The following is a 24,124-nucleotide window of genomic DNA, read 5'->3' on the forward strand; positions in this document are numbered from 1 at the left end:
GAGGGGATGCTCTCGCAGCATCCCTTTCTTTCGTTGAGAGGAAAAGACACGATGAAATGTAGAAAAATTGCGCCGCTTATACTGATGATTTTCAGTAGTTTGATAATCACTACGCCAAGCTTGGCATCAGAATTCAATTTCGCAGTGACGCCTAAGCCATCAGAAAACCAAATCGACAAGCAAAAGACTTATTTTGATTTAATGTTAGCCCCAAACCAAGAAGAGACATTGACTGTTGATTTAAGGAATGACACGGACCAGGATGTTGTGGTGGAGGCTCAAATTACTAGTGCAACAACTAATGATAACGGTGTTGTTGAGTATAGCCAAAATGAAATTAAAGCAGATAAAACCCTGAAATATAACATTAAAGACTACGTAGAGGCTCCAAAAGAAATCACGCTAAAACCGCAATCAGCGGCCGAATATAAAGTGAAAATACATATGCCAAATGAAAAATTTGCAGGTGTGATTGCTGGGGGAATTACCTTTAAGGAAAAAGGATCGTCCCAAACAGCTACTTCCTCTGACAAGAATGATAAAGGTTTGGCAATCAAAAACGAGTATTCCTATGTTGTTGCCTTATTAATGCGACAAACGACCGAAAATGGGGACCCTGATTTGAAGCTAGAAAATGTTCAACCCAATCAACGAAATGCACGGAATGTTATCCAAGGAAATCTACACAATCCGAACGCGACCTACTTAAATCAGTTGGCGACTAAAACAACGATTACCAAAAAAGGAGAAACGGAGGCTCTATACACAGAAGAGCAATCGGGAATGCAGATGGCACCAAATTCTAATTTCAATTTATCTGTACCGTTAAAAGGCGATCGACTAAAAGCCGGAACCTACACGATGAAAATTGAAGCCTATGGACAAAAAGATCAAAACGGCAGTTATCCGTTCCTAGCAAAAGGCAGCCAAAAGGAAGAAAAATACCGTTACCATTGGTCATTGGAGAAGGATTTTGAGATCAAAGCCGATGTTGCTAAGAAGCTGAATGATTCGGATGTCACGATCAAGAAAGACTATACATGGGTGTATATCCTAATCGGTATTGTCCTATTGTTGCTGATCATTCTGTTCCTTGTGTGGCGTAAGAAGAACAATGACAAAAAAAACGCGGTTTAGCCTTATTTTGATTTATTGCTTAGCAATCACTTTGTTATTTTTACCATTTATCAAGCAAGTTCTGATTATTTATCAGACTGAAACCATTCCCATCACACCAAGCAAAATGACGAGCGAAGCGAAAGAGGTGCCATTGGACGCTGTTCAGCCACCCGGTTTGACAGAAGTCTTGGCCTTCGATAAGAAGCAAAGCTTTCACTCCGCGGGACAAATCGTCATTCCAAAAGCTGGAATTAGCCTACCGGTCTTTTCAGGAGTGACAAATGAACAGCTTTTGGTTGGTGTTGGAACCTTGTTTCCAGAAAGACGTGCGGAGCAACAAAATATCGTCCTATTAGGTCATCATTTAGGTCGCGAAAATTTATTGTTTGGTAAACTGCTGAAGGCAACTGTGGGAGACATGCTCTACTTGGAGTATCAAAATCAGTTTTATCAGTATCGAGTGATGCAGACAAAGGTCGTTCCACAAACAGAGCTTCAGGTGTTGGCAAATAATCAGAAGGCTGTAATTACATTGATCACCTGTGATAAGCCAACATATACGGATCAACGATTCATAGTCAAAGGAGAGCTGATTGAGGGGCCAGAAAAAACTTTGGAGCAAACAATCGTGGTGCAGCAAAAGCAAATCCGAGAAGAAAATAAACAAAAAAATCGACTCTATTGTGTGCTTATTTTGATGCTCTTTCTTATGAGTGGAATAATCGGAATAGGGATCATCACTAAAATCAGTAAAAGATAATCCAGCAGAAGCCATTTGACTTTCGGCAGGTTTCTAAATGGGTAGAGCACCTGCTGAGATTGGTAATTCTGTGGCATAAACCCTTTAGATAAATGACAGAGGGTTTACAAAACAATTTATTTTTTAGAAAAATTAATTCATTAAAACGAGGAGTGATGAAATGAGAAGGATGGTATCACGTTCTTTGATTCTGGCCTTTGGAGCATCGTTTTTCTTGTATTCAGAGCAGGTCTTAGCAAACAACGTCATTTACGATCCGCTAGATCCGCATAATACAATTACGCCAGTGCCCAATGATGATCCGGACCCAAGCGACTATCTCATTGATAGTCAAACAACTGTGGAGTCAACAGAGGAAAGCTCGATGCAAGAGCAAAAAGCGAAGGTGATACTTGAAAAGACTCCGGAAAACGAGGTTACAAGGGATCAAGCATCAAGCGAGCAATTAACAAGTGAGCAACTGCTTGAAGAACCATTAAAACAAAAAGAAAACGACGACGATTATCCGATTTTTGATCTCCAGCCTGGAAAATTAAAAAAACAGCCAAAAAATCAGGTTCTGATGCTGGACGATGAGTTCTTTTCTTCGACAAATACGACTGCACTTCCTCCCGATAGCGGGTCTGGCGCTGCTGGTGCTCCGAATGAGTTTGCGGATATTGCGCAAAGCGCGTATTTACTATCGGGTGTTGTTTTATATGGCGAAGCGAATGGGAGATTGGCGACAAGGATGAGTGATCAATTTGTTGGATAATTTATTAGCAAAAGAAGAATGGCGCAAATATCAGCTTTTAAAGCGATTGGAGCGCAATTCTTATTTTGCTTTATCAAAAAAAGAAATTATGGACTTTTTAGAGATTTCAAACTACGTGCTTAAAAGTACTATTGAACAGCTGATTCAGGACCTTGAAAAATACGGCCTAGCACAAGAAATTCAGGTTCTTTTAGAAGAGCCTTTTATTCGGCTAGAAATAACTGGAACGGCTAGTTCAGAAACGCTTTTAGAAAAGTATGTAGAAGAATCTGTCGAATTTACTATCTTATTAGCCGCGGTGTTAGGAAAATACAAATCATTAAATGACCTTTCCGAAAAGGCGTTGATCAGTTATCCCATCGCCTATAACAATTTCAAGCGGTTAAATAAGTACTTGGCAAACTATGGATTGAAAATCGATAAGAAGTTCCGTCTTGTTGGTGAAAGTGAAAAAAATGTTCGGTTGTTTTTGACGGAGCTGTTTTCTCGTATTTATAAAAACGACTACGATTTTTTTGAACAACCTATAGAAGGAGACGTAAAATTCAAGCTGTCTTTACTGGAGCAGACGAAAATGACGCTTCATCAGAAAATCAGTCTGCAGCATTACCTTTACGTAACGAATCTGCGCATTCAGCAGCAAAAATATATTGAAAAAAAGTCTGATGAGGTATTACTCAGGGAGGCAATCAACCAAGAACTGACGGACTATTTTTTTAAACGAGTTCCACTAGAATTTCGCGAGTCGGAGGTTACCGCCTTTCTAAGTTATTACTATTCTCGTTCAGAAGAGTTAGGCAGCAACTTACAATTGACTAAAAATAAACAACTGACTACTTGGAGCCAAAATTTATTGAGAAGCTTGATTGAATCCTTTCCCAAAATAGGGGAGAATCTTGAAACGCATGAGGCTTTTTTTAGCCGCTGTCAATTTATACATTTTCAATTGCTAGAAACTAGCCAAGCAAGCGAAATGATCCAACCGGAAATCAATATTGCGTATTTCCAGCAAAATTATTCTGCAGTGGTAGATTTTTGCCGGATCTATATTAATCATTTAAACCAGGATGAACCTTTATTGTACAAGAAGAAAAAGCAGCTTCTTTTCCAATACCTTTTTTTGATTTTAGACAGCTTTCCAAAAGAAGCATTTGTTGCACCTATTACCGTCTATGTGGATTTTTCATTTGGCAGTTTATACAATCAGTTCATCACAGAGAATTTGAATTTCTTTCATTTAGTGGGAGCTAAAATAATCGATGAGATTGAATCGGCGGATATTTTATTGACGGATTCGAGAGATTTAGGCAATCTGTATGACATCGAATGTATCGTGTGGTTATCCCCGCCACGCCCGTTAGATTGGGCCAATCTTGGTCAAAAAATCATTGAAAAAAGAATCGAAAAAGAAAAATGAAGTGTAGAAAAGACCATTTTCTTTCTACACTTTTTTTAGTCGAATATTTTTGTTGCATTTGCAACAAAAATAAATTATGATAGCAAGGTATCGATTGGGAGGATTGAAATGATTGATGTTCTTAGAGACCTAGGAAAAATTGCCCGAGCACTGGATTCAATCGCAAATATTGAATTTAAAGATTATCAGCTTTCAAAGGGGCAATATTTGTATTTGGTTCGAATTTATGAAAATCCTGGAATTATTCCGGATAAGCTGGCGGAAATGATCAAGGTCGATCGGACGACTGCTGCTCGGGCGATTCAGAAGCTTGAAGAAAAAGGTTTGATTGAGAAACGAGCGGATGATGAGAACAAAAAAATTCGCCGCTTGTTTGTAACAGCAGAAGGGGCTTCATTGGCGCCGATTATTCAGTTGGAAAATGATTATTCCAATCAGATGGCTTTACAGCATTTAACGGATGAAGAGATCGCCTTTTTTTCCAAAATTTTAAAACAAATCGAAGAAAATATTGATACAGAATGGAAGGCAGTCAAAAAAGGGAACATACGCCCGTATTTGAATGAACGCTTAATTTAGTGGAGGAGTAGAGTAGATGAACAAGTTTATCGTAGAACCATCCTTTTGGGAGATTTTTCCTAAAGCCCAAATCAATGTGCTGGTAGTAAAAGGTATAACAGACAATTCAAGACAAGAAAGTGATTCCTATTTAACAAACTTATTAGCTGACGGCGTAGAAAGTGCAAAAGGATTTTTAACCGAAGAAACCTTTAGCCAGAATTCAGTCATTAAAGAGTGGCGTGAGGCGTTCAGTCAATTCAAAACAAAAAAAGGTGCCCGTTCGTCGATCGAAGCCTTATTAAAACGGGTTAATCAAGACCGTGAGTTTCAGCCGATCAATCCTTTAGTTGATATCTATAACAGTATTTCTTTAGAATATGCTGTGCCCTGTGGTGGGGAAGACCTGCAAAAAATCGCTGGAGATATTCACTTAGGTCAGGCTGTTGGCGGCGAAACGTTTTTACCTTTAGGTGCAGATACCGATGCCCCCGCTTTGCCAGGGGAAATCATTTATTATGATAACGAAGGGGCCATTTGCCGTTGCTTAAATTGGCGGGAAGCCCAGCGAACGATGCTGACGGAAGAAACTAGCGATGTTATCTTCTTCATGGAATCAGTCACTCCAGAGCAAGCTATGCGTGCCAATCAAGCGATGTTGGAATTGAAAAAAAGGATTACAACTTTTTTTGGTGTCGAAGGAACTGATTTTATTTTAGATGCAGCACATTCAGAAGTAAAAATTTAATAGTAAAAAAGCAAGGTTCAGGAGAGTACTGCCTGAACCTTGCGAATAATTATAAATACTTTTCCAAGCCTGCCGCAATGCCATCCTCATCGCAAGAAAGGGTCACATCATCGGCAATCTCCTTCAATTCATCAACCGCATTTCCCATGGCGATGCCAATCCCTGCATACTCGATAATCGATCGGTCATTATGCCCGTCTCCGAATGCGATGATGTTGTCGGAATGAATTCCCATTTCAGGGAAAACAGTATTCAAAGCTTTGGCTTTATCGATTCCTTTATCCGTGAACTCAAAATAGAAAGGAGCCGAAAAAGCGGCGGTCACTTTTTCGTCAAAAGGCGTGTGCATCGCTTCCGCATGCTCAGCCATGTAATCTGGTTTTCCAGCAACCAAGATTTTATTGATTGGGAAATCAGCGAAGGCTGCTAGATCCTCTTTTTCACACAACTTGAAATTTCCGCCCCGCGCTTCATATTCGATAATGCTGCCGAATTCCTCCAGATTAAAGTCAGCAGCCACCTTTTGCAGGTCTTTGTTGTAAACGTCATTTACATAAAGATAGTCTTCCTTGTCAATCATCGGAACAACCTCGAATTTTTTCAGATGCTCCAAGATCGCTTGACCCGTTTCAACACTCATTGCCTGATTGAATAAAACGTCCTTCGTCAGACAATCTGTCACACGTGCCCCGTTATAGGAAACGAGAAATCCTTCATATTTAGTCATTTCTAATTGCTCGGCTAGGTCAAACATCCCTGTTGTTGGCCGTCCCGAAGCCAGTATCACCTTAATCCCTTTTTTCTGTGCCGCAACCAGGGCTTGCTTGGTTTTTTCCGCGATTATTTTTCCCGTATTCAATAATGTACCATCAATGTCTAGTACGATTGCTTTGATAGCCACTCCATCACATCCTCATCCAGTTGTTACTTTCAGTCTACTATCGAGCGGATGCAGTGTAAATGGTTTCATTTGTAAACGTCAGTGGAAAATAGATGAGTTAGTCTGAAGAGAATTCCTATCATTTTATGGGTTAACGGAAATATCACGGATCACTTTAGTCTGTCTCTTTTGACTTCGCAGGGACTAGACCTGATTTGAATGTCGCAATTAAATAGGCAAAAGCAATCAACGTCCCAACTGCTCCGTAAAGAGCATCAATAATGTCCGGAGTGTTCATAAATCCCATTAGCGTTTCACAGAGAAGATTTCCAGCCAAGAGCACTCCGCCTAGGATAGTTATATAGCGGAATTTTACGTCAGAAAGCAGCCAAAAAGTTCCGATTGAAAGGTAAAAGATCAGACTCAGAGAAAAATTCGATATGTGGGAGTGAATCTCCGCGTTAATCACAACAAACCCGGGAATCGGCACACTCAGCCATCTACCGATCGTCAGTAAAAAGCCGATAAAAAGCAATAAATAGTAACTAATCACGAAGGGTTTCTTCAAAGTGTATTTTTCTTCAATCTTCATTAATTCACCTCAATAAAAAGTATACAGTGCGGCAAAAGAAATACAACTGTTCATTGTTAAGAATCGATTTTCTAAAAAGAGTATGGACTTATGGTTTTTGCTATGAGATACCTATAAAAAATAAACGAATAAATAACGATTAGTGGCTTGGTGGCGTATCAATTTGAACTAAACTTAATCGATGAAGTTAAGCAACAAAAGAATAAAACACTGATGATCATTGAAATAAAAATGATTGTCAGTGTTTATTTGTGTCTATTTTAAGTGTTTGTGGAAATGAGGTCTATCGAAAGTTATTTGAGTTATTGAATATAATTGAAGACTTCTATCAGAAATATATTGGTTCAGTGATCAAGTATTCGAAAAATTACTCGCGAAAGGGGCAGAAAAAAATGATTTAGTTTTTTATCAAGCAGTCAATTTACACCAATCCAGCTTGTTTAGTGATTATAACTCGTATCGCAGACTACTTTGAATTCTAATCGTTTCATTAGGGATATTCTCTTGGCATTTTTTTGACACTTTTTAAACGAACAGGGACGTTATACTTATTTTAGAAATGAAGCACATATGTTCGCAACGTGGACGCACGTATAAAGTCATTTCATTTAAAAGTTCAGTGTGATACTTAGTGATTCGACAGTAACAAAAAAGAGGCGATTCAATTTTGAGTATACTTACTGCACTAAAAATTTAAGAAAAGAAAGGAATGAAGCAATTGGGAATTTGGAGACTTCCATTTGATGGACAGTTAAAGCCATATGAAGAAGGTCAACAGTTTGGTAACACTTCGGTTCCACGAGGCAGAGGTTTTTTTCATGACGGGTATGATTTTGGATCAGCAAAATACTCAGGAAATTTTAAAGCCGTGAATGATGGAAAAGTCATTTTTGCTGGATATTACGGTGGTGCTATCGGCTATGTGATTGTTCTTCAAATCGCGGAATATCAGGTGATGTATCAGGAATTTGGAAGTACTTATTTGGTTAAAACAGGGGATACAGTGAAAGTTGGTCAAGTTTTGGGAACTTTGACTAGTAATCACTTACACGTAGGTATTACTAAGAAAGATTGGAGAACGGCTTTGAGTAGCTGGGATATCAATGATGGAACGTGGTTAAATCCAATTCCGATTTTAACATCAGGTGGAGAAACTAATACAAAAAAGGAAAGAGGAGATGTAATGTTATTATTTACTGAAAATGGGCGTACTTACTTTTTGAATGGAAACAAATACAGATATGTAGATAATACAGTGGATTTATCTAGTCTAAAGGGAATGATGGAACATGCTGGCTACGATACAATGGTATTTGCAAGCAGTAATCAAGTTAAATACTTAAAAGCCACTGCAGAAGAAGTAAAATAGTTTAAGATAATAAGTTATAGATTAATCTTAACTGTTTGTAAATTTTGATCGCAAAAGACTTTAGCAAAAAAAGCTAAGGTCTTTTTTGACATCATTGGTTGTTTTTTAGTTCAATAAGATTTTCGAGAGTGATAACTTTTATAAAAATATCCTTTTATGATTCAATACGTCTTAATCAGCTCTCCAAACGTGGATGACAGGAATCGAACCCGCACCTCGTATTAAATGAAACAAACCGTCGTTTTAAGTCCCATTTCGGAGTTTAAACACCAAGTTCATCCACAAGAAGAGTGTACGACGGTTAGCTTATAGAAAGCTTAAACGGATAATAGAAAACAAAAAAGAGCGAGAATCATTCATTAATTTTAGAATGTTCCTCGCTCTTTTCTTAATCTAAAAATGTCACAACGGAACTATAATGCTCTTTTACTTCGCTAAGAATTCCATCATCCGTAATCAACGCAGTTAATTGAGGCAAGGTAGCAAATGTCGCGATTGATTTTTTCTCAAACTTTGAACTATCAATCAGGGCAATTGTTTGGGAAGCTAACTCCACCATTCGTTTTTTCAATTCTACTTCATAAAGGTTGAAATCGGACAGCCCCTCTGTTGCCGAGATCGCATAGGCTGAGGTGAATAGAGTATCAATATTGACTTTCTTTAGAATTTCTATGCCTAAAATGCCTTCCACCGCATTCGAACTGCCTTTGACTACGCCTCCGATCAAAACAACTGTTAAGTTCAAGTTTTCTTTTAAAAGAGAGGCTGTTCGTAAGCCGTTTGTCAAAACGGTGATGCGCAAGTCTGATTGACTAATCAGCTTTGCCAGCTCATAACAAGTAGAGCTGGCATCTAAAACGATGCATTCACCATTTGCAATCAAAGGAAACGCCTTTTTCGCAATCTGGGCTTTTTTTTCAATATTCTTTTGTTTTCGAATGTCATAGTTTTTATCGATTTTTAGTGTTTCGTCTTCTTTCGAACGAGTTGCACCGCCATGTGTGCGAATCAACATATTGTTATCGCTTAGATAATTTAAATCCGAACGAATAGTTGCCTTTGAGACGGAAAGTAGATCAGTTAATTCATTGACAGAAACGGAATCTCGTTCCTGTAGTAAAGCAAGAATTTTTTCTCTTCGCTGATTTGTATACATATAGTTATCCTCCACAATTTTTACTTGTCTATAGTATAAAGTAAAAAAAACGAAAAAACAATAGAAAAGCAGCTTTTTGTTTTCGTTTCGTATCTTTTACGCTATTGATCTTTCGCTTTTATAGATAAAAACGAAAGCAAACGAAAATAATGATTGACAAAGCGAAAGTTAGCGATTATTATGAGGGTACAAAGAGAAAAAGGAGAGAGAAATATGAAAATTGGAATCGGATCAGATCATAATGCTTTTGAAATGAAACGTGAATTATTTGCATATATAGAAGCAAAAGGCTTTGAAGTGAAGGACTACGGTTGCTTTTCTCCAAATGAAGTCGATTATCCAGATATTGCTTTTAATGTTGCTAACGGGGTAGTGAACCAAGAGATTGATCGCGGAATTCTCTGCTGCGGCACAGGAATCGGAATGGCGATGGCGGCCAATAAAATTCCCGGCGTAAGGGCTGCTCAAGTTCATGATACCTATTCAGCGGAACGTGCACAATTAAGCAATAACGCGCAAATCATTACCATGGGCTCAAAAGTTATTGGCTTAGAAGTTGCCAAAAAAATTGTGGACGAATATCTGTCTGTCACATTTGAGGGCGGCAATTCTGGCAGAAAAATTGATCAAATCATGGAAAAAGAAGCGGAGTATTCAAAATAGGAGGAAAAACGATGAAATTCTTTTTAGACACAGCAAATGTTGAGGAAATTAGACGAATCAATGAATTAGGATTAGTGGACGGCGTGACAACCAACCCGACGATTATTTCAAAGGAGGGGCGGGATTTTAAAGAAGTCATCACTGAAATCTGCGACTTGATAGAAGGACCAGTTAGCGCCGAGGTTATCGCTTTAGACACGGAGAATATGGTAAAGGAAGCCAGAGATATTGCGACTTGGGCAGACAACGTAGTCGTGAAAATTCCTATGACAGAAGATGGCTTACGGGCAGTGAATACTTTGTCGAAAGAAGGAATCAAAACAAATGTCACTTTAGTATTTACTGTTGCACAAGGATTGATGGCTGCTAAGGCAGGAGCAACCTATGTTAGTCCGTTTGTTGGACGTTTAGACGATATCGCAACAGACAGCTTGGCACTCATCAGCAATTTAAAAAACGTGTTAACCCAATATGGTTATCAAACAGAAATTATCGCTGCGAGTATTCGCAGCTTAAAGCATGTGGAAGATGTTGCGGAATTAGGTTCCGATATCGCAACGATCCCAGGAGCTTTGTTCCCTAAATTGTGGTCACATCCACTGACTGATGCAGGAATTCAGGCTTTCTTAAAGGATTGGGAAACGTTCAAGAAGGAAAAGTAGAAAAACATTCAAATGATGTCCTTCCAGTTTTCACGATTCAGGATCATTTAAGGGATTGCTGGAGGACATTAAAATAAAAAAATCAAATAGTTTTTTAATTGTTTAATACAATAGAAGAGAAGGAGGGAAGCATCATGCGTAAACCAATAGTAGGTATTAGCTTAAAACTGTATCAAAATCAGATCGATAAGGCTCGTGATTTTGCTCATGCGATCGTGGAGGAAGTTGGAGACGAGAAAAAGCTCGAGCAATTTATGTGTCCGGGAATGGGCGTGCTTTACCCGGTAGCAATGATTTTGAAGGACTCGGAGATTGGATTAGGGTCACAAAATATTGCACCCGCAGCAAATGGCGCCTATACTGGAGAATTTTCAATCGAGTCATTAAAGGAAATGAACGGTAGCTATGCTGAGATTGGACACATTGAACGACGAACAATTTTCAACGAGACGGATGACATGATTAATCAAAAGGTCCGTCTAGCGCTGGATTACGGCGTCACCCCTGTGCTATGTATCGGTGAGGTCATGAAGACGGACGACTATCAAGAAATCAAAGATTTAATGAAGAAACAGCTATTTCTGGATTTATTCCAAATCGAGGGCAAGAAGGCAGAGAAAATTATTTTAGCTTATGAACCGGCTTGGGCGGTAGGAAAAACCTGTGCTGCTAGTGCAGTTCATGTGCAGCAGGTTCATGGATTGATTCGCGAATGCATCAAGGAATTGTACGACAGACAAACGTCAGAAAAAATCCGCATTATATACGGCGGATCAGTTTCACAGGAAAATGTTAAATTGATCGTTTCTGATGAGAATGTTGATGGTGTCTTTGTTGGCCGCTTTGGTCATCATCCAAAGCAGTATGCGTCAATTGTCGAAACCGTTAAAAAAGTAAAGGGGGAATAAGCATGTTTGGGATTATTCTTGTCTCTCATAGTCAAAAGATCACGGATGGGACAAAGGAAATGATCGAAGAAATGACTGGAACCAGTGATGCCGTCCGTATCATTTCCGCAGGTGGAACGGGAGACGGTCGACTTGGTACGAATTCAGTGATGATTATGGAAGCGATTGAAGACAATGCCGATTGTGATCACATCTTAATTTTTTGCGATATTGGAAGCGCTATTTTGAGTTCGGAAACGGCGATTGATCTCATTGATGATGAAGAACTAAGCGCGAAAACAGAAATTATGGATTGTCCGTTAGTGGAAGGGGCCTTTGCGGCAGCCGTTCAAGCAACCGTCTGTCAGGAGAAGGCAGCAATCATTCAAGAATTAGCACAGCTGTAAGGCTTTGTTAAATAAAATAAAAGGAGCGAAAAAAATGAAATTTCTGAGAAGTATGGTAGGGTACATGATCGCCGGTACGATTGTAATGTCCGTTTGGAATGAATTAGGCAGTTTTGGCATCTTTGGCGGTTACTTGGCAGCTGGAATTATTATTGGTCCCATGTGGTTTATGAATCATTATCTTAATTTAACCGGGAACGAAGATGACGCGGCCTTTGTGGACATGGGGCTGGCGATCGGTGTTTGTGGAATCGCTCGAGATACCTTCATGCAAGGCGGAGCCGTTTTCACGGATGCTTTACCAACGATTGTACTAGTAATCGTGGGAGCTGTACTTGGTGGGATCGTGGCGGCAGCGTTTGAAAAGAGTGTCGCAAAACAAGAACAACGTGATGAAAATGCGCCTGAACCAGGCATGACCGAAAAAGAGTTGGATCGTTTAGTTGGCGAAGAGTAGTACTGATTAAGAAACGGAGGAAACATAAATGACTTTGGGTTTAGGACTTGCAACAGTATGCGGCGGATTTTTATTTCCCTTTGTGATTCGAATGGCTTGGGGAAAAATGGTGGATCACTGGGGACCAATCGGCGGATGGATGGCAGCACTCTTTATTGTTGGAACGGTTTGGTGTATTAATCACGGGATTTCAACCCCGATGATCGCACAAACTGGTGCCTGGGTCGATCAAGGGCTGGCAGCAGGTGTCGGCGTTTGGGTAGCTTCCGCATTGGTCGGCGGGAACGTGAAAAAATCACTTCCGAAAATCGCAGCTGCGGTTTGTGGCGGATTATTAGGCGGATTTTTATTGTCTTTATTCTTATAAAAATAAATTATTAACTAAAAAATGTATTTTAAAGGAGAAATGGGAAGATGAAACGTTTAATCAATGATGGCTATGAAGTAGTAGAGGAAATGTTAGAGGGGTATGCGGCAGCGAACAAGCAATATGTGGACTTAGATTTGGAAAATCGTGTGGTTGTCAGTAAATTAATGAGTGAAGAACCGCGCGTTCGCGTAATTGTCGGCGGTGGATCAGGGCATGAGCCGATGTTTTTAGGGTATGTTGGAAAAGATTTTGCGGATGCAGCGGTTGTGGGAAATGTGAATACTTCACCAGCGCCGGATGCCTGTTACGAAGCAGTGAAAGCGGTTGATAGTGGAAAAGGTTGTCTCTATTTATATGGAAATTACGCAGGCGATGTGATGAATTTCGATATGGGTGCAGAAATGGCACTTGAAGAAGACGGCATCCGAGTAGAAACGGTGACAACAACTGACGATGTTTATTCGGCAAAAGACAAGAAGGATCGTCGTGGCGTGGCTGGCGACTTGCCAGTCTTCAAAGTAGCTGGAAGTGCTGCGGCGAAGGGTTATGACCTGGATAAAGTCAAAGCAGTAACAGAAAAAGCGAATGACAGCACGTATTCACTAGGTGTCGCGTTATCTTCTTCAACGTTACCAGTGACTGGTGAAGTGATCTTCCAAATGGACGAAGGCGATATGGAGATCGGTATGGGGATTCATGGCGAGCCTGGGATCGAGCGGCGTAAAGTCGAAAAAGCAGATGTGATCATTGATGAGATCATGAAGATAATCCTTGAAGATTCTCAGATCGGTGATGGGGATGAAGTCTATGTCCTTGTCAATGGTTTAGGCGGATTACCGGTGATGGACCAATATGTCTGCTACCGTCGGGTAGATCAAATTTTAACTGAAAAAGGAATCCAAATTCATCGGACAGATGTTGGAAACTTCGCCACTTCAATGGATATGGTCGGAATGTCCGTTACTTTAGTGAAGTTAGATGACGAGATCAAAGAATTGCTTGATGCACCATGTGATACACCTTATTATAAATTATAAGAAAAGGGTTACATTTCTGGTATTAGGAGTTACCATAGGAACACGAAATTAGAAAGAATGAGGTGTGCTTTATGAGTGAAATGGTGTTAGATAAGCAGTTTTTTGCCGACAGTTTAGCGAAAATGGCAGAGCTTGCGGAAGTAAATCGCGATTATTGGACAAAGCTAGATTCAGACATTGGTGATGGTGATCATGGAATTAATTTAAGTATTGGTTTTCGAGCAGTGAATGCCAACTTACAGGACAATTTAGAAAAATCGGCGGATATCACTACACTTCTGAAAAAATCCGGTATGCTGCTATTGAGTAAAGTCGGAGGGGCTTCCGGTCCTCTATACGGCAGTTTCTTTATCAAAATGGGCAAAGATGATATAGGTAAAGAAACAGTTACTTTCTCAGAATTTGCCGGCATGTTGAAAAATGGTGTCGAAGCCGTGCAACTGCGTGGAAAAGCGGAATTACAGGATAAAACGATGATCGATGCGTTGCTTCCAGGAATCGAGTACTTGGAAGCGCATAAGAACGATGAGGATGCCATTGCGGTGATGGAAGAAACTGTTGCGATCATGAAACAAGGAGCAGAATCGACCATTCCTTTGGTTGCGAAAAAGGGTAGAGCGATGCGTTTAGGCGAACGTGCCGTCGGCCATAAAGACCCTGGATCGGAATCCTCATGGATGCTGATGAATGTCTTCTTAGAAGAAATGAAAAAATAGAGTGAACGGAAGATTACTATGACAAACTTAGAACAAAAAGCATTGGAGCTGCGAGAGTGGATCATTCGCTCTCTGGCTTCGGCTGGATCGGGACATCCAGGCGGATCACTTTCGGCGATTGATATTTTAACGACGCTTTATTATCAAGAGATGGATATCACGGTGGAAAATTACGATCAAAAAGATCGCGATCATTTTGTCCTTTCAAAAGGCCATGCGGCACCAGCCTTATACGCCGTTTTAGCGGATAAGGACTTTTTCCCTAAAGAGGAGCTGCTTGATTTGCGAAAATTTGGCTGTCATCTACAGGGTCATCCAGATCGAATTAAAACTCTGGGAGTGGATACTTCTAGTGGTTCGTTAGGGCAAGGGTTATCGATTGCAAATGGCTTAGCTTTGGCAAAGCGACTGGATGGTATCGAAAAGAACGTGTATATTTTGCTTGGCGACGGCGAGTTACAGGAAGGTCAAGTCTGGGAAGCCGCAATGACGGCTGCGCATTACAAATTGAGTAATGTGATTGCCTTTGTTGATAATAACGGATTACAGATCGATGGAACAAATGATGAAGTAATGGGTGTAAAGGATATCGGACAGAAGTTCGCTGCTTTTCACTGGAAGGTTTTGAACGCCAATGGTCATGACTTCACTTCGTTAACAACCGCAATCGATCGAGCGAAAAACTATGGTGAAGGTCCAACTGTCATTGTGTGCGACACACATAAGGGTAAAGGCGTCAGCTTCATGGAAGACCAAGTTGGCTGGCATGGGAAAGCACCTTCTAAGGAAGAAGCGGATCAAGCATTGGCAGAATTGAAGGAGGCGTTTTAGAGTGAAAAAAGCAACGAGGCAAGCTTACGGTGAAACGCTGGTAAAATTCAAAGAACATCCCGATTTAGTGGTGTTGGATGCGGATCTGTCTGCGGCAACAAAAACGGATGTGTTCGCCAAAGCAGTACCAGAGAAATTTTTCAATATAGGTATCGCGGAAGCTGATATGATCGGCACAGCAGCAGGCTTGGCTTTGGGTGGAAAGCGGCCGTTTGCCAGCAGCTTTGCAATCTTCGCAGCCGGCAGAGCGTACGAGCAGATCCGTAATGCTGTGGCATATCAGAAATTGAACGTAACGATCGCCGCGACTCACGCCGGAATTACCGTTGGCGAAGATGGTGGTTCTCATCAAGCGATCGAAGACATTGCATTGATGCGGGCGATTCCCGGGATGACGATCATTAATCCTGTGGATGACCTTGAGACTGAAGCGGCGATCGAGACAATCTTGGAACACGAGGGTCCCGTCTATCTGCGATTAGGACGACTCGCTGTGGATAGAGTTCACGAAGAAAAGCAACCTTTCGTGATCGGAAAAGCGGAAAACTTAGTATCAGGAAATGATGGAACGATCATCGCGACTGGTTTGATGGTGCAGGAAGCATTGGACGCCGCAAAACAGTTGGCAGAGGAAAGCATCCATGTTCGTGTGCTGAATTTCTCGACGATCAAGCCATTAGATGAAACGTTGGTTCTACAAGCAGCAAAAGAAACACCTTGGATCATCACCGCTGAAGAACACAGCGTAGTCGGCGGACTCGGCAGTGCTGTTTCAGAATTCTTATCCGAGAATCAACCAACTAGAGTGGTAAAAATCGGTGTTCAAGACCAATTCGGTCAATCAGGAAATCCAGAATTACTGAAGAAACACTATGGCTTGACGGCGGGGAATATTATCAAAAAAATCAAAGAATTAAGGAACTAATCAAACGCAGATCAAGCGAAATTTCGTCTGATCTGCGTTTATTTTAATCATATTTTTCGATTTTAGCCTTTTCCTGTTCAAAATCAATCAACAGTTGAAAACCTTTATCCTCTTCATCCTGATCCCAAATTTCAACCAATTTAGGCACTATTTCAATCAAAATTTCACTATCTTTATGAGGATAGGCATTATAGCTTTTTTCCCAGTATTTTTGATACAACGTTTGAAAGGAGTCATCCTTCTGATCCGCGACTAATCCATGATTCACCGCAATCCCTTCGATCTGAACGCCCCAGTAGCAGATCGCCACCTGGGGATTTTCGATCAATTGTTGTGTCTTGCGAAAATTTTTATCCGTTTTAAATAAGATCTTTTCTTCATGAATAATGACGCTGACATTGCGTACCATGACATGATCATTCAAACTTGTTGCCAAGGCCATGATCTTTTTTCGTCCTAATTTTTTATAAAATTGATCAACCACTGTCTGATATTCCATTATAAATACTCCCGTCTAAGAAAGATGGCGCGCAAGCGGTCGAGAGAAAAATAGACAATTGCGGTGGTGACGCCGTATTTGATCAAGTTGAAGGGGATAATTCCAATCACGACCAATTTCCAAACACTGTCTACCATTGGATTAACAGCTTGTGTCATGGCGATAATCGCCTCCATGGACAGTCCGTACAGCCTGGTATAAAAGGGAATGATGAAATAGACATTTGATAGACAAGCAACAATCGTAACGACCGCTGTACCTGCTAGCATCCCCCGCAGTGCCGAACGTTTGTGAGTAGAGTGTTTATACAGGAAACTAGCGGGTAAAATGAAACTTAGACTCAAAATAAAGTTCTGAATTTCACCTGTAAACATTGAAGCAGTACCCACAGTTGCTAGCTTGATCAGAAGTTTGATTAGTACGATGAAGACACCCGCGACAGGTCCCAGTAAAAAGGTCCCTAATAGTTCGGGAATCCCAGCTAAATCAAAGTCCATAAATGGCGGCATGAATGGCAAGGGGAATTTGAACAGCATCAAAACATAGGAAAGAGCTCCAAAAATTGCGATCATTACGAGTTTTCTTGCGGTAAATTTCATTTCGAACACACCTTTCTTGAAACGTAAAAAAGAACCTTACAACAACATTTGCAAGGCACAGTCAAAGTAGAAAAAGGTGTATTGATTCGTCAAATAGCGTTTGTTATCTGAACGATCAACAAACACACACTTTCTTCTTCCATCCAGACTGTACTGTCGGTCTCAGAATTGCACTGAGTCAGCCAAAAGGCTCGCGGACTATCACCGCCGGTCGGGAATTAAACCCTGCCCTGAAGAACTTATTGTGTTTATTCTCACATGGTTTCAATGGAAATGCAAGCGTTTTTTCGAATAACTGTTGGGTAAAAAGAACTTACCACAATAAAATGATTTAAGAAGGGGCTCATCGGAGGGAGTAGCCAATCCGAGAAAGATCAATAGTAACGTCTAATCTTGGTATAGAAGAGAGAGCGTGAATAAAGTAAACTTCTGTTTTAATAATAAATCATGTTCCAATAAGGATCAGCCACATTTATTTCACGAACTTTTTCCCAGCCTTCTTTTTCATAGAAAGCAAGAGCAGAGGTGTTTCGTGATAGGCATTTCAATTTCATTGGTCGCTGCAGATGCCGCATGGCTTCCTTCAGAAGCTGATGGCCAGCCCCTTGCCCTTTGTAGCGACTATCCACAAATAGACAGTGGATGAAGTTGTCTGGTAGATACAAAGAAATAAACCCAATGATGGTTTGCTGTAGTTCTGCAACGAAGACAAGTTCGGCCTCTGTGTCGCGATCAAAATCTTCCAAATGCATCAACTCAGGATCGTCCCAGTAAAATGTTGTACGGCGGCTTTCTAAGTATAACTGTCTAAGTCTCGATTTATCTTGTTGTGTTATTTCACGAATTTCTAACAAGCAGATCGTCCTTTCTTATAATTAAATTGGTTGTTGTGATGTCCGTATTTACTTTAGCACAGTTAGAGAAAAAACTTGAGTTGTTTGCTAATGAATAAAAGAACTAGAAAAACTCCGTCTAAATAACTAGAGGAAAAATACTTCTTTCGCCCTATGACGAATCAAGGAAGATTGAGCATAATATAGACATAAGATAAAAACACATCGCGAGTGGGAAATAAAAAATACAACTAAATTGGGTTCCAAAAAAGTGTTTTTGGAAAATTAAAGGGGAAATTAAAAATGAAAAAATTAACGAAATCACAAGACAATCGAGTATTAACAGGTACGTTAGCTGGTATTGCTGACTATTTTGGAATTGATCCTACAATTGCACGTGTCATCTTTGTCTTCATGATCTTCTTCTTAGAAGGCACACCGATTTTACTTTATTTACTGATGATGCTGCTTGTTCCTAAAGCAGAAAGCGGAAATCGTACGTACCAACAACCCTATGAATCTTCAGCTAGAAGCCAAGCCAAACAGGCCGAAGCTGTGTCAGACGATCCATGGAGTGACTTCTAATCAATAAAACAACGCTCGTAACTAATCGAGCTTAATCTATAAATCAGAAGAGTGAACCGTAAAAAAACGGTTCACTCTTTTTACGAGTCAAACTTTTCGCAATGTATAGTGTAAAAAAAGAAAAATCGAAGTTTGTTGAAACATAGATTGAGCAGTGTAGTTTGATCATATGTGCGCAGCGAAAATGAAACTATCATTTGTTAAAAAATTCGTCTATTCAATGGGAAAGATAGGCCTTTCGACCCATGACGGATAGAAGTGGATCGTGCATAATAGACGCATAGAACATTTCGTCGAGGAGAGATGAACATGAACGAACGACAAAAAATCTTAGAATCTATCAAAAAAGGCATATTATCACCAGAAGAAGGCTTAGATTTACTAGAAAGTCTTGGTTTGAGTGAAGAAACAGCAGTTGAATCTCTATCTGAGAGGAAAGCAGAACCGCTCGATGAAATGACAGCGGAGTTTGAATCAGAGATAGAAGCACCGCAAGTTACTGAAGAAAAAACAGAACCGGCAGAAGCAGCTGAAGAAGAACTAACTATTAAATCAAATATTGAGTCTGAAGAAGATAGCCACAATCAAGAACCGTTAGAAACTGAAGAAATATCGGAAGGACAAGCTGAATCAATCGCTGAACAGGAGCCGGAACTAGCGGAAGAAGCAGAGAATCACATGGCTCAGACAACGACCGCTGAAACATCGGAAACGGAAGTGGAATCAAGAGCAGTACCAGAAGAAACACAGCCCTCTGACAGTGTTTCCAGCATGATTGATGAGTGGGAAAACAAGAAAACAGAACCAGAAGAGGTTGATCCAGTGCGGTCAAAGATTGACGAGTTTGATGAGGCGTTGCAAACGAAAATCGAAACACTGCGTAATAAAAAGGAAGAATTTCGAGAGTTGAATCTTGAAGCCGAGCTAGGAATCATTTCAGCAGAAAACGAAGTGATCTACAACCGAATGAAGATTGAAATAAATCAACTAGAAGAAGAAATCGTGCTCTTGAAGCATGAGCGTAAAGCCATCGACAAGGATCTTTTCACCTCACCGGAAGGCCCGTATGTTTCAGATGGATTTTTTGAAGTACCCGATGATTTTGAAGAGCAAAAATACCGTCCAATGGACCGTCCCCAAGAAGAACCGACGGATTTGGCCAGCCGCATTGCCCGAATGGTAACGAGAACAACCGAGAGAGTTTCGGATAAGGTGAACAATGAGTTTGATTGGAAAAGAGTCAATCAAAAATTTTATGGAACAGCTAAAACACACTTCAGTCATCAATTCACCTTTGAGGACATTGATGCAAAAACGATTGATATCAAATTAGCTAAAGGGAAAGTAATCTTGAAAAGCTGGGATGATGAAACGATCAATGATGTGAAAGTGGAGGCAACCGTCGCACTTTTAGGTCAAATGGAGGAGTCAGATCCCATCGATGCCTTTTTAGAACGTAGTCAAATTGATGTCAATAATTATCAAATTTTATTCCATGTTCCAAATAAAAGAGTCGATGCTAAATTGACCTTCTATTTACCCAAACGACAATACCATAATTTATCCGTTCGATTATTAGCAGGCGATTTAATGGTTGAAGATCTTGGTGCAAAGAATGTCGCCATCAAAGCAACAAACGGCACCGTCCTGATGAAAGAGTTAGATGCTACCATGCTGGAATTTGAAGGAACGAACAATGATATTGAAATTCGTGAAGGACAGATTACGAACGCATTGATCGAGACAGTTACTGGCACAATCATTTCAAAAGCCAATATTGTGCGATCAGAATATTCACTGATTAATGGGGATATCAAATTAACGTCAGGTAATGAGGATTTGAAAAAAATCGAGGCGCAATCTGTTAACGGAAATGTCAAAGTAGCTCTGCCGCGGACAGTTGGTATCGAGGGTATCGCTAAAACTGGAATCGGTACGATTAATTATCGTTTTGCGAATTGTGAAACATTGCAGGAAAGAAATGGCAATACACAGAAGGTGCTACATTTTCAACGAAATGCAGGAGAAACAGCTGAGATTGAGGTTTCCTCGAAGTCAGGCGATATCTTCCTGAAAGACTATGATAAATAGAGGAGACTGATGGATATGAGAAAAAGAATGACAAAATCACAAACGAATAGAATGCTGACGGGAACAATTGGGGGGATAGCAGAGTATTTTGGGATTGACCCAACCATCGCATGAGTAATCTATGTTTTTATTAGCGTAATCTTGGTAGGTGCCCCAATATTTCTTTATATTCTGCTAGCATTGATTATTCCAAGAGCAGACAGCAGCAAAAACTACCAGCAATATCGCTATGAACAGCCTAAAAAATCCAAAAAACAGCGCCAGCAGGCAGAAGTTGTCGACGAAGATAGTTGGAGTGATTTTTAGTCTTTAAGACATACTAGGTAATTAGTCATTTTAAGTGGAGGACATTTCTTGAATTTGAGAAGTGTCCTTTTTTCTATGGAAAAGAAGCATTAGATGACTACTGTTTTTTTATTGTTCTTTTTCTTAAAAAGGAAACTTGCTACAGAGAACAAAAAACGTTTACTGCTCTGCTGAAAAAATTGCTAAAAACTACAATCGCTCAGTGAAAAAGAGTAAAATAAAGATATTCATGCGCCGCTAAAATTATAAAAAAATATTTATTTTAAAATTTTTGAATTCACGCGTTTGAGTTATTTAAAATATGATACTGTACAGAGGTGTTATCTTTAACTAAGTAAGGGGAGATAAGATGGATTTTCGTCAGGTTTTAGGAACAAGTAATAGACGCAGATTAGAACTGATCGAACTGTTGTATTATAACCGTCAAGGGGTCTCAAGTGATGCGATTCTTAATGAACTCGATTGTTCATTACCAATTTTATTGAACGACATTAATCTAATTAATGAAATCAATGCTGATTTTATTGTTGAAAAGGATAAAGGGCTGCATCGGGTAAAGCTCAAAGACGGGATAAGCATTGGAAAGCTTTACGCAGAAGCACTTGATCATTCGCTTGAATTTAAGATTGTTGAACAGTTATTGTATGAGAGCTCTGACAATATTGAAGGGTTGTCAAAGATTCTATATTTGAGCTTTTCAAATACCCAACGTTACTTAAAAAAAATAGAAAATGATTTAAAGCGAATCGACATCCGGTTACGTTATCGACCGTTGCGACTAGAGGGGAAAGAAAGTGTAATCCGGCATTTCTATTATCGTTATTTTGTTGAAAAACAGTACACCTTAAAAATTGTATTGCCAGAGTTAAGTGAAAATCACTTAAAAGCAATCAAAAACTTTGTTATGGAGTTTATCAAAATCAATCATATGCAAAAAAGGCACATTCTTCAAAAAAGAGTGGCATACAATCTCTTTATCAGCTTATGGCGAATCAAAAATGAGCACTATTATCCTGAAGAAGAATTACGAGTGTCTCCTTTGCTGTTGCCAAAAGGGAGCGTGACAGATGAGCTCAGTTATATGATCACTGAGGTTTTTCAGTTAACATTGTCAGATAAGCTTCTCCGTGATTGCTTATGGCTTTCCTTTTCAGATTCGATTATTTTTAACGAAGAACATCGACAGGCTGCACTCAAGGATAACCCGCGTTATAGAAGACTTTTTAACCGACATCTAGAGTTAGCAGAAGAGTTTACAAATTTACTTGGTGGGGCATTTAATGATGAACGAAAAATAGAACTAGCCACAGTTCTGGTGAATGAGACCTATCTCCATAATGAAAATGGGGATTTCATCTCTATTTTGCGAAAAAATCGGACTACTTTTTTAGAGATGGTCAAAATTATGCATCAACATGCAGTGGAAAAAGTAACCAACATTGTTCAATCCTTCGTTGAAAAGTATTCTATGTTTCAGACACAAGATTTTATTACAAATTATGTGTATCTTTTACTGACAGAGGAAGAACAAAGTTTAGAGCTATTGGCTTCTCAAGAAAAAACACATCATTTATTACTAGTTTCAGACCTTACTCCTACAGAAGAAAAATTCATTTCACGGGTGATAACCCAAATTGTATATGGGAATTTCAAGATACATCATTTAGAAGATATATGGGATAGTCATGAGGAGATGGTCAAGAAAATTTTATCTTATGACGGTCTAATTACAACGGGCCCCAGAGAAGGGATTCCAAAGGATTTTCCATTTGTCTCAATGGACCCTTATGTTACACCGCAAGCCATTGTGGCTATTCAAAATTTAATCAACGATTTATCTGAAAAAAAGCCACGTCCTTTCCCCGGTAAGTAGTATCAAAAAAGAATTAAATGATTCTCAAATTTAAGAAAACTAAAGGTGGAAAAGAGTCCTGAATTTAAGCGTCTCAGAAGCAGTAGCTGACTAGGTAAATTTGTTTAAATAGTCGATTGAACAGCGAATATAAGCTGTTTTATCAAGATGATATGCTTTCTTTTTTTAAGCTTTACCTCAACCGGTTTTCACTTGAAATTTTAGTTATCGTGAATAAAATTATAAGTGAAGGAAGATAAAAAAAAGAAAGGAAGGATCAAGATGGCTAACAACATGATTCCCCGTCGCTCTGATTTATTTGACATGACACCTTTCAATTTTTTTGAGGACTTTGGACGGAATTTTTTTGAAGGTTTTAAAGGCAATATGGTGAAGACAGATATTCATGAAACGGATACGGAGTATTTGTTGGAAGCAGAAGTACCAGGAATTCCTAAGGAAAATATTCAAATCAACTATGAAAATGATGTTTTGACGATCGAAGGAAAACACCAAATAGACAATCAAACCGAAGATGATAAAGGAAATTTAGTTAGAAGTGAGCGCAGCTTCAGCAGTATTCGCCGACAGTTCGCCATTAAAAATGTTAGAGAAGAAGATATCAAGGCTGAATATAAAGACGGTATCTTGAAAGTTACTTTGCCAAAATCAGCAGAAAAATTGGAACGTAAAACAGCTATTCCAATTGAATAAAGTTTCCGCCCCACGTGTGTCTCAAGTTGAGATACATGTGGGGCGGAATTTTACTTAAATTTCATTAAAATCATGATTGATCGATAAATTTGACGCTCTCGAGAATATGGTAGTCAGCACCAAACTTTACGTGAATCTTAAAAAGGTATTAGCTAAAAATAGTATTAATAAAATCCGAAAGCATCTCGAATGGGACATAAGCAAATGAAATAATCATGTCAATAACACCGGCGATCATATCCAAAATAAGTTGAAAGAACGCATCGAACATCCTATCTCTCCCCCTTTACGAAATCCTATCAGAAAAGAAAAGGAAATTCAGCGACCTAACAATACT

General features: G+C 39.5%; 28 protein-coding genes, 1 pseudogene and 1 riboswitch. Of the genes and pseudogenes, 22 read left to right on the plus strand and 7 right to left on the minus strand.

Annotated features, from left to right (window positions below):
- The first annotated feature begins 51 nt into the window (after positions 1 to 51).
- The 6 genes from IGI44_RS20355 to IGI44_RS20380 all read left to right on the plus strand — a co-directional run bounded on the left by IGI44_RS20355 (position 52) and on the right by IGI44_RS20380 (position 5,356).
- Entirely contained in the window at positions 52 to 1,137 is a 1,086-nt protein-coding gene (locus IGI44_RS20355) for a DUF916 and DUF3324 domain-containing protein (protein WP_438789748.1), read from the plus strand.
- On the plus strand, positions 1,115 to 1,879 hold the full coding sequence (locus IGI44_RS20360; RefSeq protein ID WP_438789749.1) for a class A sortase: 765 nt from the start codon (positions 1,115 to 1,117) through the stop codon (positions 1,877 to 1,879). Before IGI44_RS20355 ends, IGI44_RS20360 begins: the two co-directional genes overlap by 23 nt.
- 160 nt (positions 1,880 to 2,039) lie before the next feature.
- On the plus strand, positions 2,040 to 2,633 hold the full coding sequence (locus IGI44_RS20365; protein WP_311871764.1) for a hypothetical protein: 594 nt from the start codon (positions 2,040 to 2,042) through the stop codon (positions 2,631 to 2,633).
- Positions 2,614 to 4,050 (plus strand): helix-turn-helix domain-containing protein, encoded by a 1,437-nt coding sequence (locus tag IGI44_RS20370; RefSeq protein WP_311871763.1) that lies wholly within the window; start codon positions 2,614 to 2,616, stop codon positions 4,048 to 4,050. Before IGI44_RS20365 ends, IGI44_RS20370 begins: the two co-directional genes overlap by 20 nt.
- 108 nt (positions 4,051 to 4,158) lie before the next feature.
- Positions 4,159 to 4,629 (plus strand): MarR family winged helix-turn-helix transcriptional regulator, encoded by a 471-nt coding sequence (locus tag IGI44_RS20375; RefSeq protein WP_311871762.1) that lies wholly within the window; start codon positions 4,159 to 4,161, stop codon positions 4,627 to 4,629.
- Between the two features lie 16 nt (positions 4,630 to 4,645).
- Positions 4,646 to 5,356 (plus strand): B3/B4 domain-containing protein, encoded by a 711-nt coding sequence (locus tag IGI44_RS20380; RefSeq protein WP_438789750.1) that lies wholly within the window; start codon positions 4,646 to 4,648, stop codon positions 5,354 to 5,356.
- A 49-nt stretch (positions 5,357 to 5,405) separates the two neighbouring features.
- Here the strand turns inward: IGI44_RS20380 and IGI44_RS20385 are convergent, their stop codons facing one another.
- Positions 5,406 to 6,257, minus strand: coding sequence for a Cof-type HAD-IIB family hydrolase (locus tag IGI44_RS20385; RefSeq protein ID WP_438789751.1), 852 nt, complete (start codon positions 6,255 to 6,257; stop codon positions 5,406 to 5,408).
- 154 nt (positions 6,258 to 6,411) lie between these two features.
- Positions 6,412 to 6,828, minus strand: coding sequence for a hypothetical protein (locus IGI44_RS20390; protein ID WP_438789752.1), 417 nt, complete (start codon positions 6,826 to 6,828; stop codon positions 6,412 to 6,414).
- Between the two features lie 718 nt (positions 6,829 to 7,546).
- On the opposite strand from IGI44_RS20390, the gene IGI44_RS20395 reads away from it, so the two are divergent.
- The gene (locus tag IGI44_RS20395; protein ID WP_438789753.1) at positions 7,547 to 8,197 is read left to right on the plus strand and encodes a M23 family metallopeptidase; all 651 of its coding nucleotides are present in this window, start codon (positions 7,547 to 7,549) and stop codon (positions 8,195 to 8,197) included.
- 388 nt (positions 8,198 to 8,585) lie between these two features.
- Here the strand turns inward: IGI44_RS20395 and IGI44_RS20400 are convergent, their stop codons facing one another.
- Entirely contained in the window at positions 8,586 to 9,353 is a 768-nt protein-coding gene (locus IGI44_RS20400; RefSeq protein WP_311871757.1) for a DeoR/GlpR family DNA-binding transcription regulator, read from the minus strand.
- Between the two features lie 213 nt (positions 9,354 to 9,566).
- On the opposite strand from IGI44_RS20400, the gene rpiB reads away from it, so the two are divergent.
- From rpiB to IGI44_RS20450, 10 genes are all read left to right on the plus strand, one after another.
- The gene (rpiB, locus tag IGI44_RS20405) at positions 9,567 to 10,016 is read left to right on the plus strand and encodes a ribose 5-phosphate isomerase B (protein ID WP_434266600.1); all 450 of its coding nucleotides are present in this window, start codon (positions 9,567 to 9,569) and stop codon (positions 10,014 to 10,016) included.
- A gap of 11 nt (positions 10,017 to 10,027) precedes the next feature.
- On the plus strand, positions 10,028 to 10,678 hold the full coding sequence (gene fsa / locus IGI44_RS20410) for a fructose-6-phosphate aldolase (RefSeq protein ID WP_311871753.1): 651 nt from the start codon (positions 10,028 to 10,030) through the stop codon (positions 10,676 to 10,678).
- Positions 10,679 to 10,812: 134 nt separating this feature from the next.
- Positions 10,813 to 11,586, plus strand: a complete 774-nt coding sequence (locus IGI44_RS20415) for a triose-phosphate isomerase family protein (RefSeq protein WP_311871752.1) — start codon at positions 10,813 to 10,815, stop codon at positions 11,584 to 11,586.
- A 2-nt stretch (positions 11,587 to 11,588) separates the two neighbouring features.
- A complete protein-coding gene (dhaM, locus tag IGI44_RS20420) occupies positions 11,589 to 11,972 on the plus strand; it encodes a dihydroxyacetone kinase phosphoryl donor subunit DhaM (RefSeq protein WP_438789754.1) in 384 nt (127 codons plus the stop codon).
- Positions 11,973 to 12,006: 34 nt separating this feature from the next.
- Entirely contained in the window at positions 12,007 to 12,429 is a 423-nt protein-coding gene (locus IGI44_RS20425; RefSeq protein ID WP_438789755.1) for a Lin0368 family putative glycerol transporter subunit, read from the plus strand.
- A gap of 28 nt (positions 12,430 to 12,457) precedes the next feature.
- Entirely contained in the window at positions 12,458 to 12,796 is a 339-nt protein-coding gene (locus tag IGI44_RS20430) for a Lin0368 family putative glycerol transporter subunit (RefSeq protein WP_438789756.1), read from the plus strand.
- A gap of 47 nt (positions 12,797 to 12,843) precedes the next feature.
- Entirely contained in the window at positions 12,844 to 13,836 is a 993-nt protein-coding gene (locus IGI44_RS20435; RefSeq protein ID WP_438789757.1) for a dihydroxyacetone kinase subunit DhaK, read from the plus strand.
- A gap of 71 nt (positions 13,837 to 13,907) precedes the next feature.
- Complete coding sequence (gene dhaL / locus IGI44_RS20440; RefSeq protein ID WP_438789758.1) at positions 13,908 to 14,552, plus strand: dihydroxyacetone kinase subunit DhaL; 645 nt, start codon at positions 13,908 to 13,910, stop codon at positions 14,550 to 14,552.
- Positions 14,553 to 14,570: 18 nt separating this feature from the next.
- Positions 14,571 to 15,383: a transketolase gene (locus IGI44_RS20445; protein ID WP_438789759.1), complete on the plus strand. Its 813-nt coding sequence runs from the start codon at positions 14,571 to 14,573 to the stop codon at positions 15,381 to 15,383.
- A 1-nt stretch (position 15,384) separates the two neighbouring features.
- Positions 15,385 to 16,308: a transketolase family protein gene (locus IGI44_RS20450; protein WP_438789760.1), complete on the plus strand. Its 924-nt coding sequence runs from the start codon at positions 15,385 to 15,387 to the stop codon at positions 16,306 to 16,308.
- A gap of 43 nt (positions 16,309 to 16,351) precedes the next feature.
- Here the strand turns inward: IGI44_RS20450 and IGI44_RS20455 are convergent, their stop codons facing one another.
- From IGI44_RS20455 to IGI44_RS20465, 3 genes are all read right to left on the minus strand, one after another.
- A complete protein-coding gene (locus IGI44_RS20455) occupies positions 16,352 to 16,807 on the minus strand; it encodes a pyridoxamine 5'-phosphate oxidase family protein (RefSeq protein ID WP_438789761.1) in 456 nt (151 codons plus the stop codon).
- Positions 16,807 to 17,406, minus strand: a complete 600-nt coding sequence (locus tag IGI44_RS20460; RefSeq protein ID WP_438789762.1) for an ECF transporter S component — start codon at positions 17,404 to 17,406, stop codon at positions 16,807 to 16,809. The genes IGI44_RS20455 and IGI44_RS20460 overlap by 1 nt, the downstream gene beginning before the upstream one ends.
- A gap of 127 nt (positions 17,407 to 17,533) precedes the next feature.
- A riboswitch (FMN riboswitch) is annotated at positions 17,534 to 17,648 on the minus strand.
- 192 nt (positions 17,649 to 17,840) lie between these two features.
- Complete coding sequence (locus tag IGI44_RS20465) at positions 17,841 to 18,260, minus strand: GNAT family N-acetyltransferase (RefSeq protein ID WP_438789763.1); 420 nt, start codon at positions 18,258 to 18,260, stop codon at positions 17,841 to 17,843.
- A 282-nt stretch (positions 18,261 to 18,542) separates the two neighbouring features.
- Here IGI44_RS20465 and IGI44_RS20470 point away from each other — a divergent pair, with 282 nt between their 5' ends.
- The 5 genes and pseudogenes from IGI44_RS20470 to IGI44_RS20490 all read left to right on the plus strand — a co-directional run bounded on the left by IGI44_RS20470 (position 18,543) and on the right by IGI44_RS20490 (position 23,787).
- Entirely contained in the window at positions 18,543 to 18,824 is a 282-nt protein-coding gene (locus tag IGI44_RS20470) for a PspC domain-containing protein (RefSeq protein ID WP_438789764.1), read from the plus strand.
- A 309-nt stretch (positions 18,825 to 19,133) separates the two neighbouring features.
- Positions 19,134 to 20,915 carry a daptomycin-sensing surface protein LiaX gene (gene liaX, locus IGI44_RS20475; protein ID WP_438789765.1) on the plus strand — a complete coding sequence of 594 codons (1,782 nt, stop codon included), beginning with the start codon at positions 19,134 to 19,136 and terminating at the stop codon, positions 20,913 to 20,915.
- Positions 20,916 to 20,930: 15 nt separating this feature from the next.
- Positions 20,931 to 21,221: pseudogene (locus IGI44_RS20480) on the plus strand (PspC domain-containing protein).
- Positions 21,222 to 21,570: 349 nt separating this feature from the next.
- Complete coding sequence (locus IGI44_RS20485) at positions 21,571 to 23,094, plus strand: helix-turn-helix domain-containing protein (RefSeq protein WP_438789766.1); 1,524 nt, start codon at positions 21,571 to 21,573, stop codon at positions 23,092 to 23,094.
- Positions 23,095 to 23,355: 261 nt separating this feature from the next.
- Positions 23,356 to 23,787 carry an Hsp20/alpha crystallin family protein gene (locus IGI44_RS20490; protein ID WP_438789767.1) on the plus strand — a complete coding sequence of 144 codons (432 nt, stop codon included), beginning with the start codon at positions 23,356 to 23,358 and terminating at the stop codon, positions 23,785 to 23,787.
- 148 nt (positions 23,788 to 23,935) lie between these two features.
- On the opposite strand, the gene IGI44_RS20495 is transcribed toward IGI44_RS20490, so the two are convergent.
- Positions 23,936 to 24,058 (minus strand): hypothetical protein, encoded by a 123-nt coding sequence (locus IGI44_RS20495; protein ID WP_311871524.1) that lies wholly within the window; start codon positions 24,056 to 24,058, stop codon positions 23,936 to 23,938.
- Positions 24,059 to 24,124: the final 66 nt, after the last annotated feature.

The organism is Enterococcus sp. DIV0756, from assembly GCF_051710745.1.
GTDB lineage: Bacteria > Bacillota > Bacilli > Lactobacillales > Enterococcaceae > Enterococcus_A.

Bases quoted from the DNA above. Each gene is read 5' to 3' on its own strand.
- IGI44_RS20390 (WP_438789752.1), bottom strand. From the start codon at position 6,828: ATGAAGATTGAAGAAAAATACACTTTGAAGAAACCCTTCGTGATTAGT.
- rpiB (WP_434266600.1), top strand. From the start codon at position 9,567: ATGAAAATTGGAATCGGATCAGATCATAATGCTTTTGAAATGAAACGT.
- IGI44_RS20455 (WP_438789761.1), bottom strand. From the start codon at position 16,807: ATGGAATATCAGACAGTGGTTGATCAATTTTATAAAAAATTAGGACGA.
- IGI44_RS20445 (WP_438789759.1), top strand. From the start codon at position 14,571: ATGACAAACTTAGAACAAAAAGCATTGGAGCTGCGAGAGTGGATCATT.
- IGI44_RS20490 (WP_438789767.1), top strand. From the start codon at position 23,356: ATGGCTAACAACATGATTCCCCGTCGCTCTGATTTATTTGACATGACA.
- IGI44_RS20470 (WP_438789764.1), top strand. From the start codon at position 18,543: ATGAAAAAATTAACGAAATCACAAGACAATCGAGTATTAACAGGTACG.
- IGI44_RS20425 (WP_438789755.1), top strand. From the start codon at position 12,007: ATGAAATTTCTGAGAAGTATGGTAGGGTACATGATCGCCGGTACGATT.
- dhaL (WP_438789758.1), top strand. From the start codon at position 13,908: ATGAGTGAAATGGTGTTAGATAAGCAGTTTTTTGCCGACAGTTTAGCG.
- IGI44_RS20415 (WP_311871752.1), top strand. From the start codon at position 10,813: ATGCGTAAACCAATAGTAGGTATTAGCTTAAAACTGTATCAAAATCAG.
- IGI44_RS20380 (WP_438789750.1), top strand. From the start codon at position 4,646: ATGAACAAGTTTATCGTAGAACCATCCTTTTGGGAGATTTTTCCTAAA.
- IGI44_RS20375 (WP_311871762.1), top strand. From the start codon at position 4,159: ATGATTGATGTTCTTAGAGACCTAGGAAAAATTGCCCGAGCACTGGAT.
- IGI44_RS20360 (WP_438789749.1), top strand. From the start codon at position 1,115: ATGACAAAAAAAACGCGGTTTAGCCTTATTTTGATTTATTGCTTAGCA.
- IGI44_RS20495 (WP_311871524.1), bottom strand. From the start codon at position 24,058: ATGTTCGATGCGTTCTTTCAACTTATTTTGGATATGATCGCCGGTGTT.
- IGI44_RS20355 (WP_438789748.1), top strand. From the start codon at position 52: ATGAAATGTAGAAAAATTGCGCCGCTTATACTGATGATTTTCAGTAGT.
- IGI44_RS20400 (WP_311871757.1), bottom strand. From the start codon at position 9,353: ATGTATACAAATCAGCGAAGAGAAAAAATTCTTGCTTTACTACAGGAA.
- IGI44_RS20460 (WP_438789762.1), bottom strand. From the start codon at position 17,406: ATGAAATTTACCGCAAGAAAACTCGTAATGATCGCAATTTTTGGAGCT.
- liaX (WP_438789765.1), top strand. From the start codon at position 19,134: ATGAACGAACGACAAAAAATCTTAGAATCTATCAAAAAAGGCATATTA.
- dhaM (WP_438789754.1), top strand. From the start codon at position 11,589: ATGTTTGGGATTATTCTTGTCTCTCATAGTCAAAAGATCACGGATGGG.
- IGI44_RS20430 (WP_438789756.1), top strand. From the start codon at position 12,458: ATGACTTTGGGTTTAGGACTTGCAACAGTATGCGGCGGATTTTTATTT.
- IGI44_RS20485 (WP_438789766.1), top strand. From the start codon at position 21,571: ATGGATTTTCGTCAGGTTTTAGGAACAAGTAATAGACGCAGATTAGAA.
- fsa (WP_311871753.1), top strand. From the start codon at position 10,028: ATGAAATTCTTTTTAGACACAGCAAATGTTGAGGAAATTAGACGAATC.
- IGI44_RS20365 (WP_311871764.1), top strand. From the start codon at position 2,040: ATGAGAAGGATGGTATCACGTTCTTTGATTCTGGCCTTTGGAGCATCG.
- IGI44_RS20435 (WP_438789757.1), top strand. From the start codon at position 12,844: ATGAAACGTTTAATCAATGATGGCTATGAAGTAGTAGAGGAAATGTTA.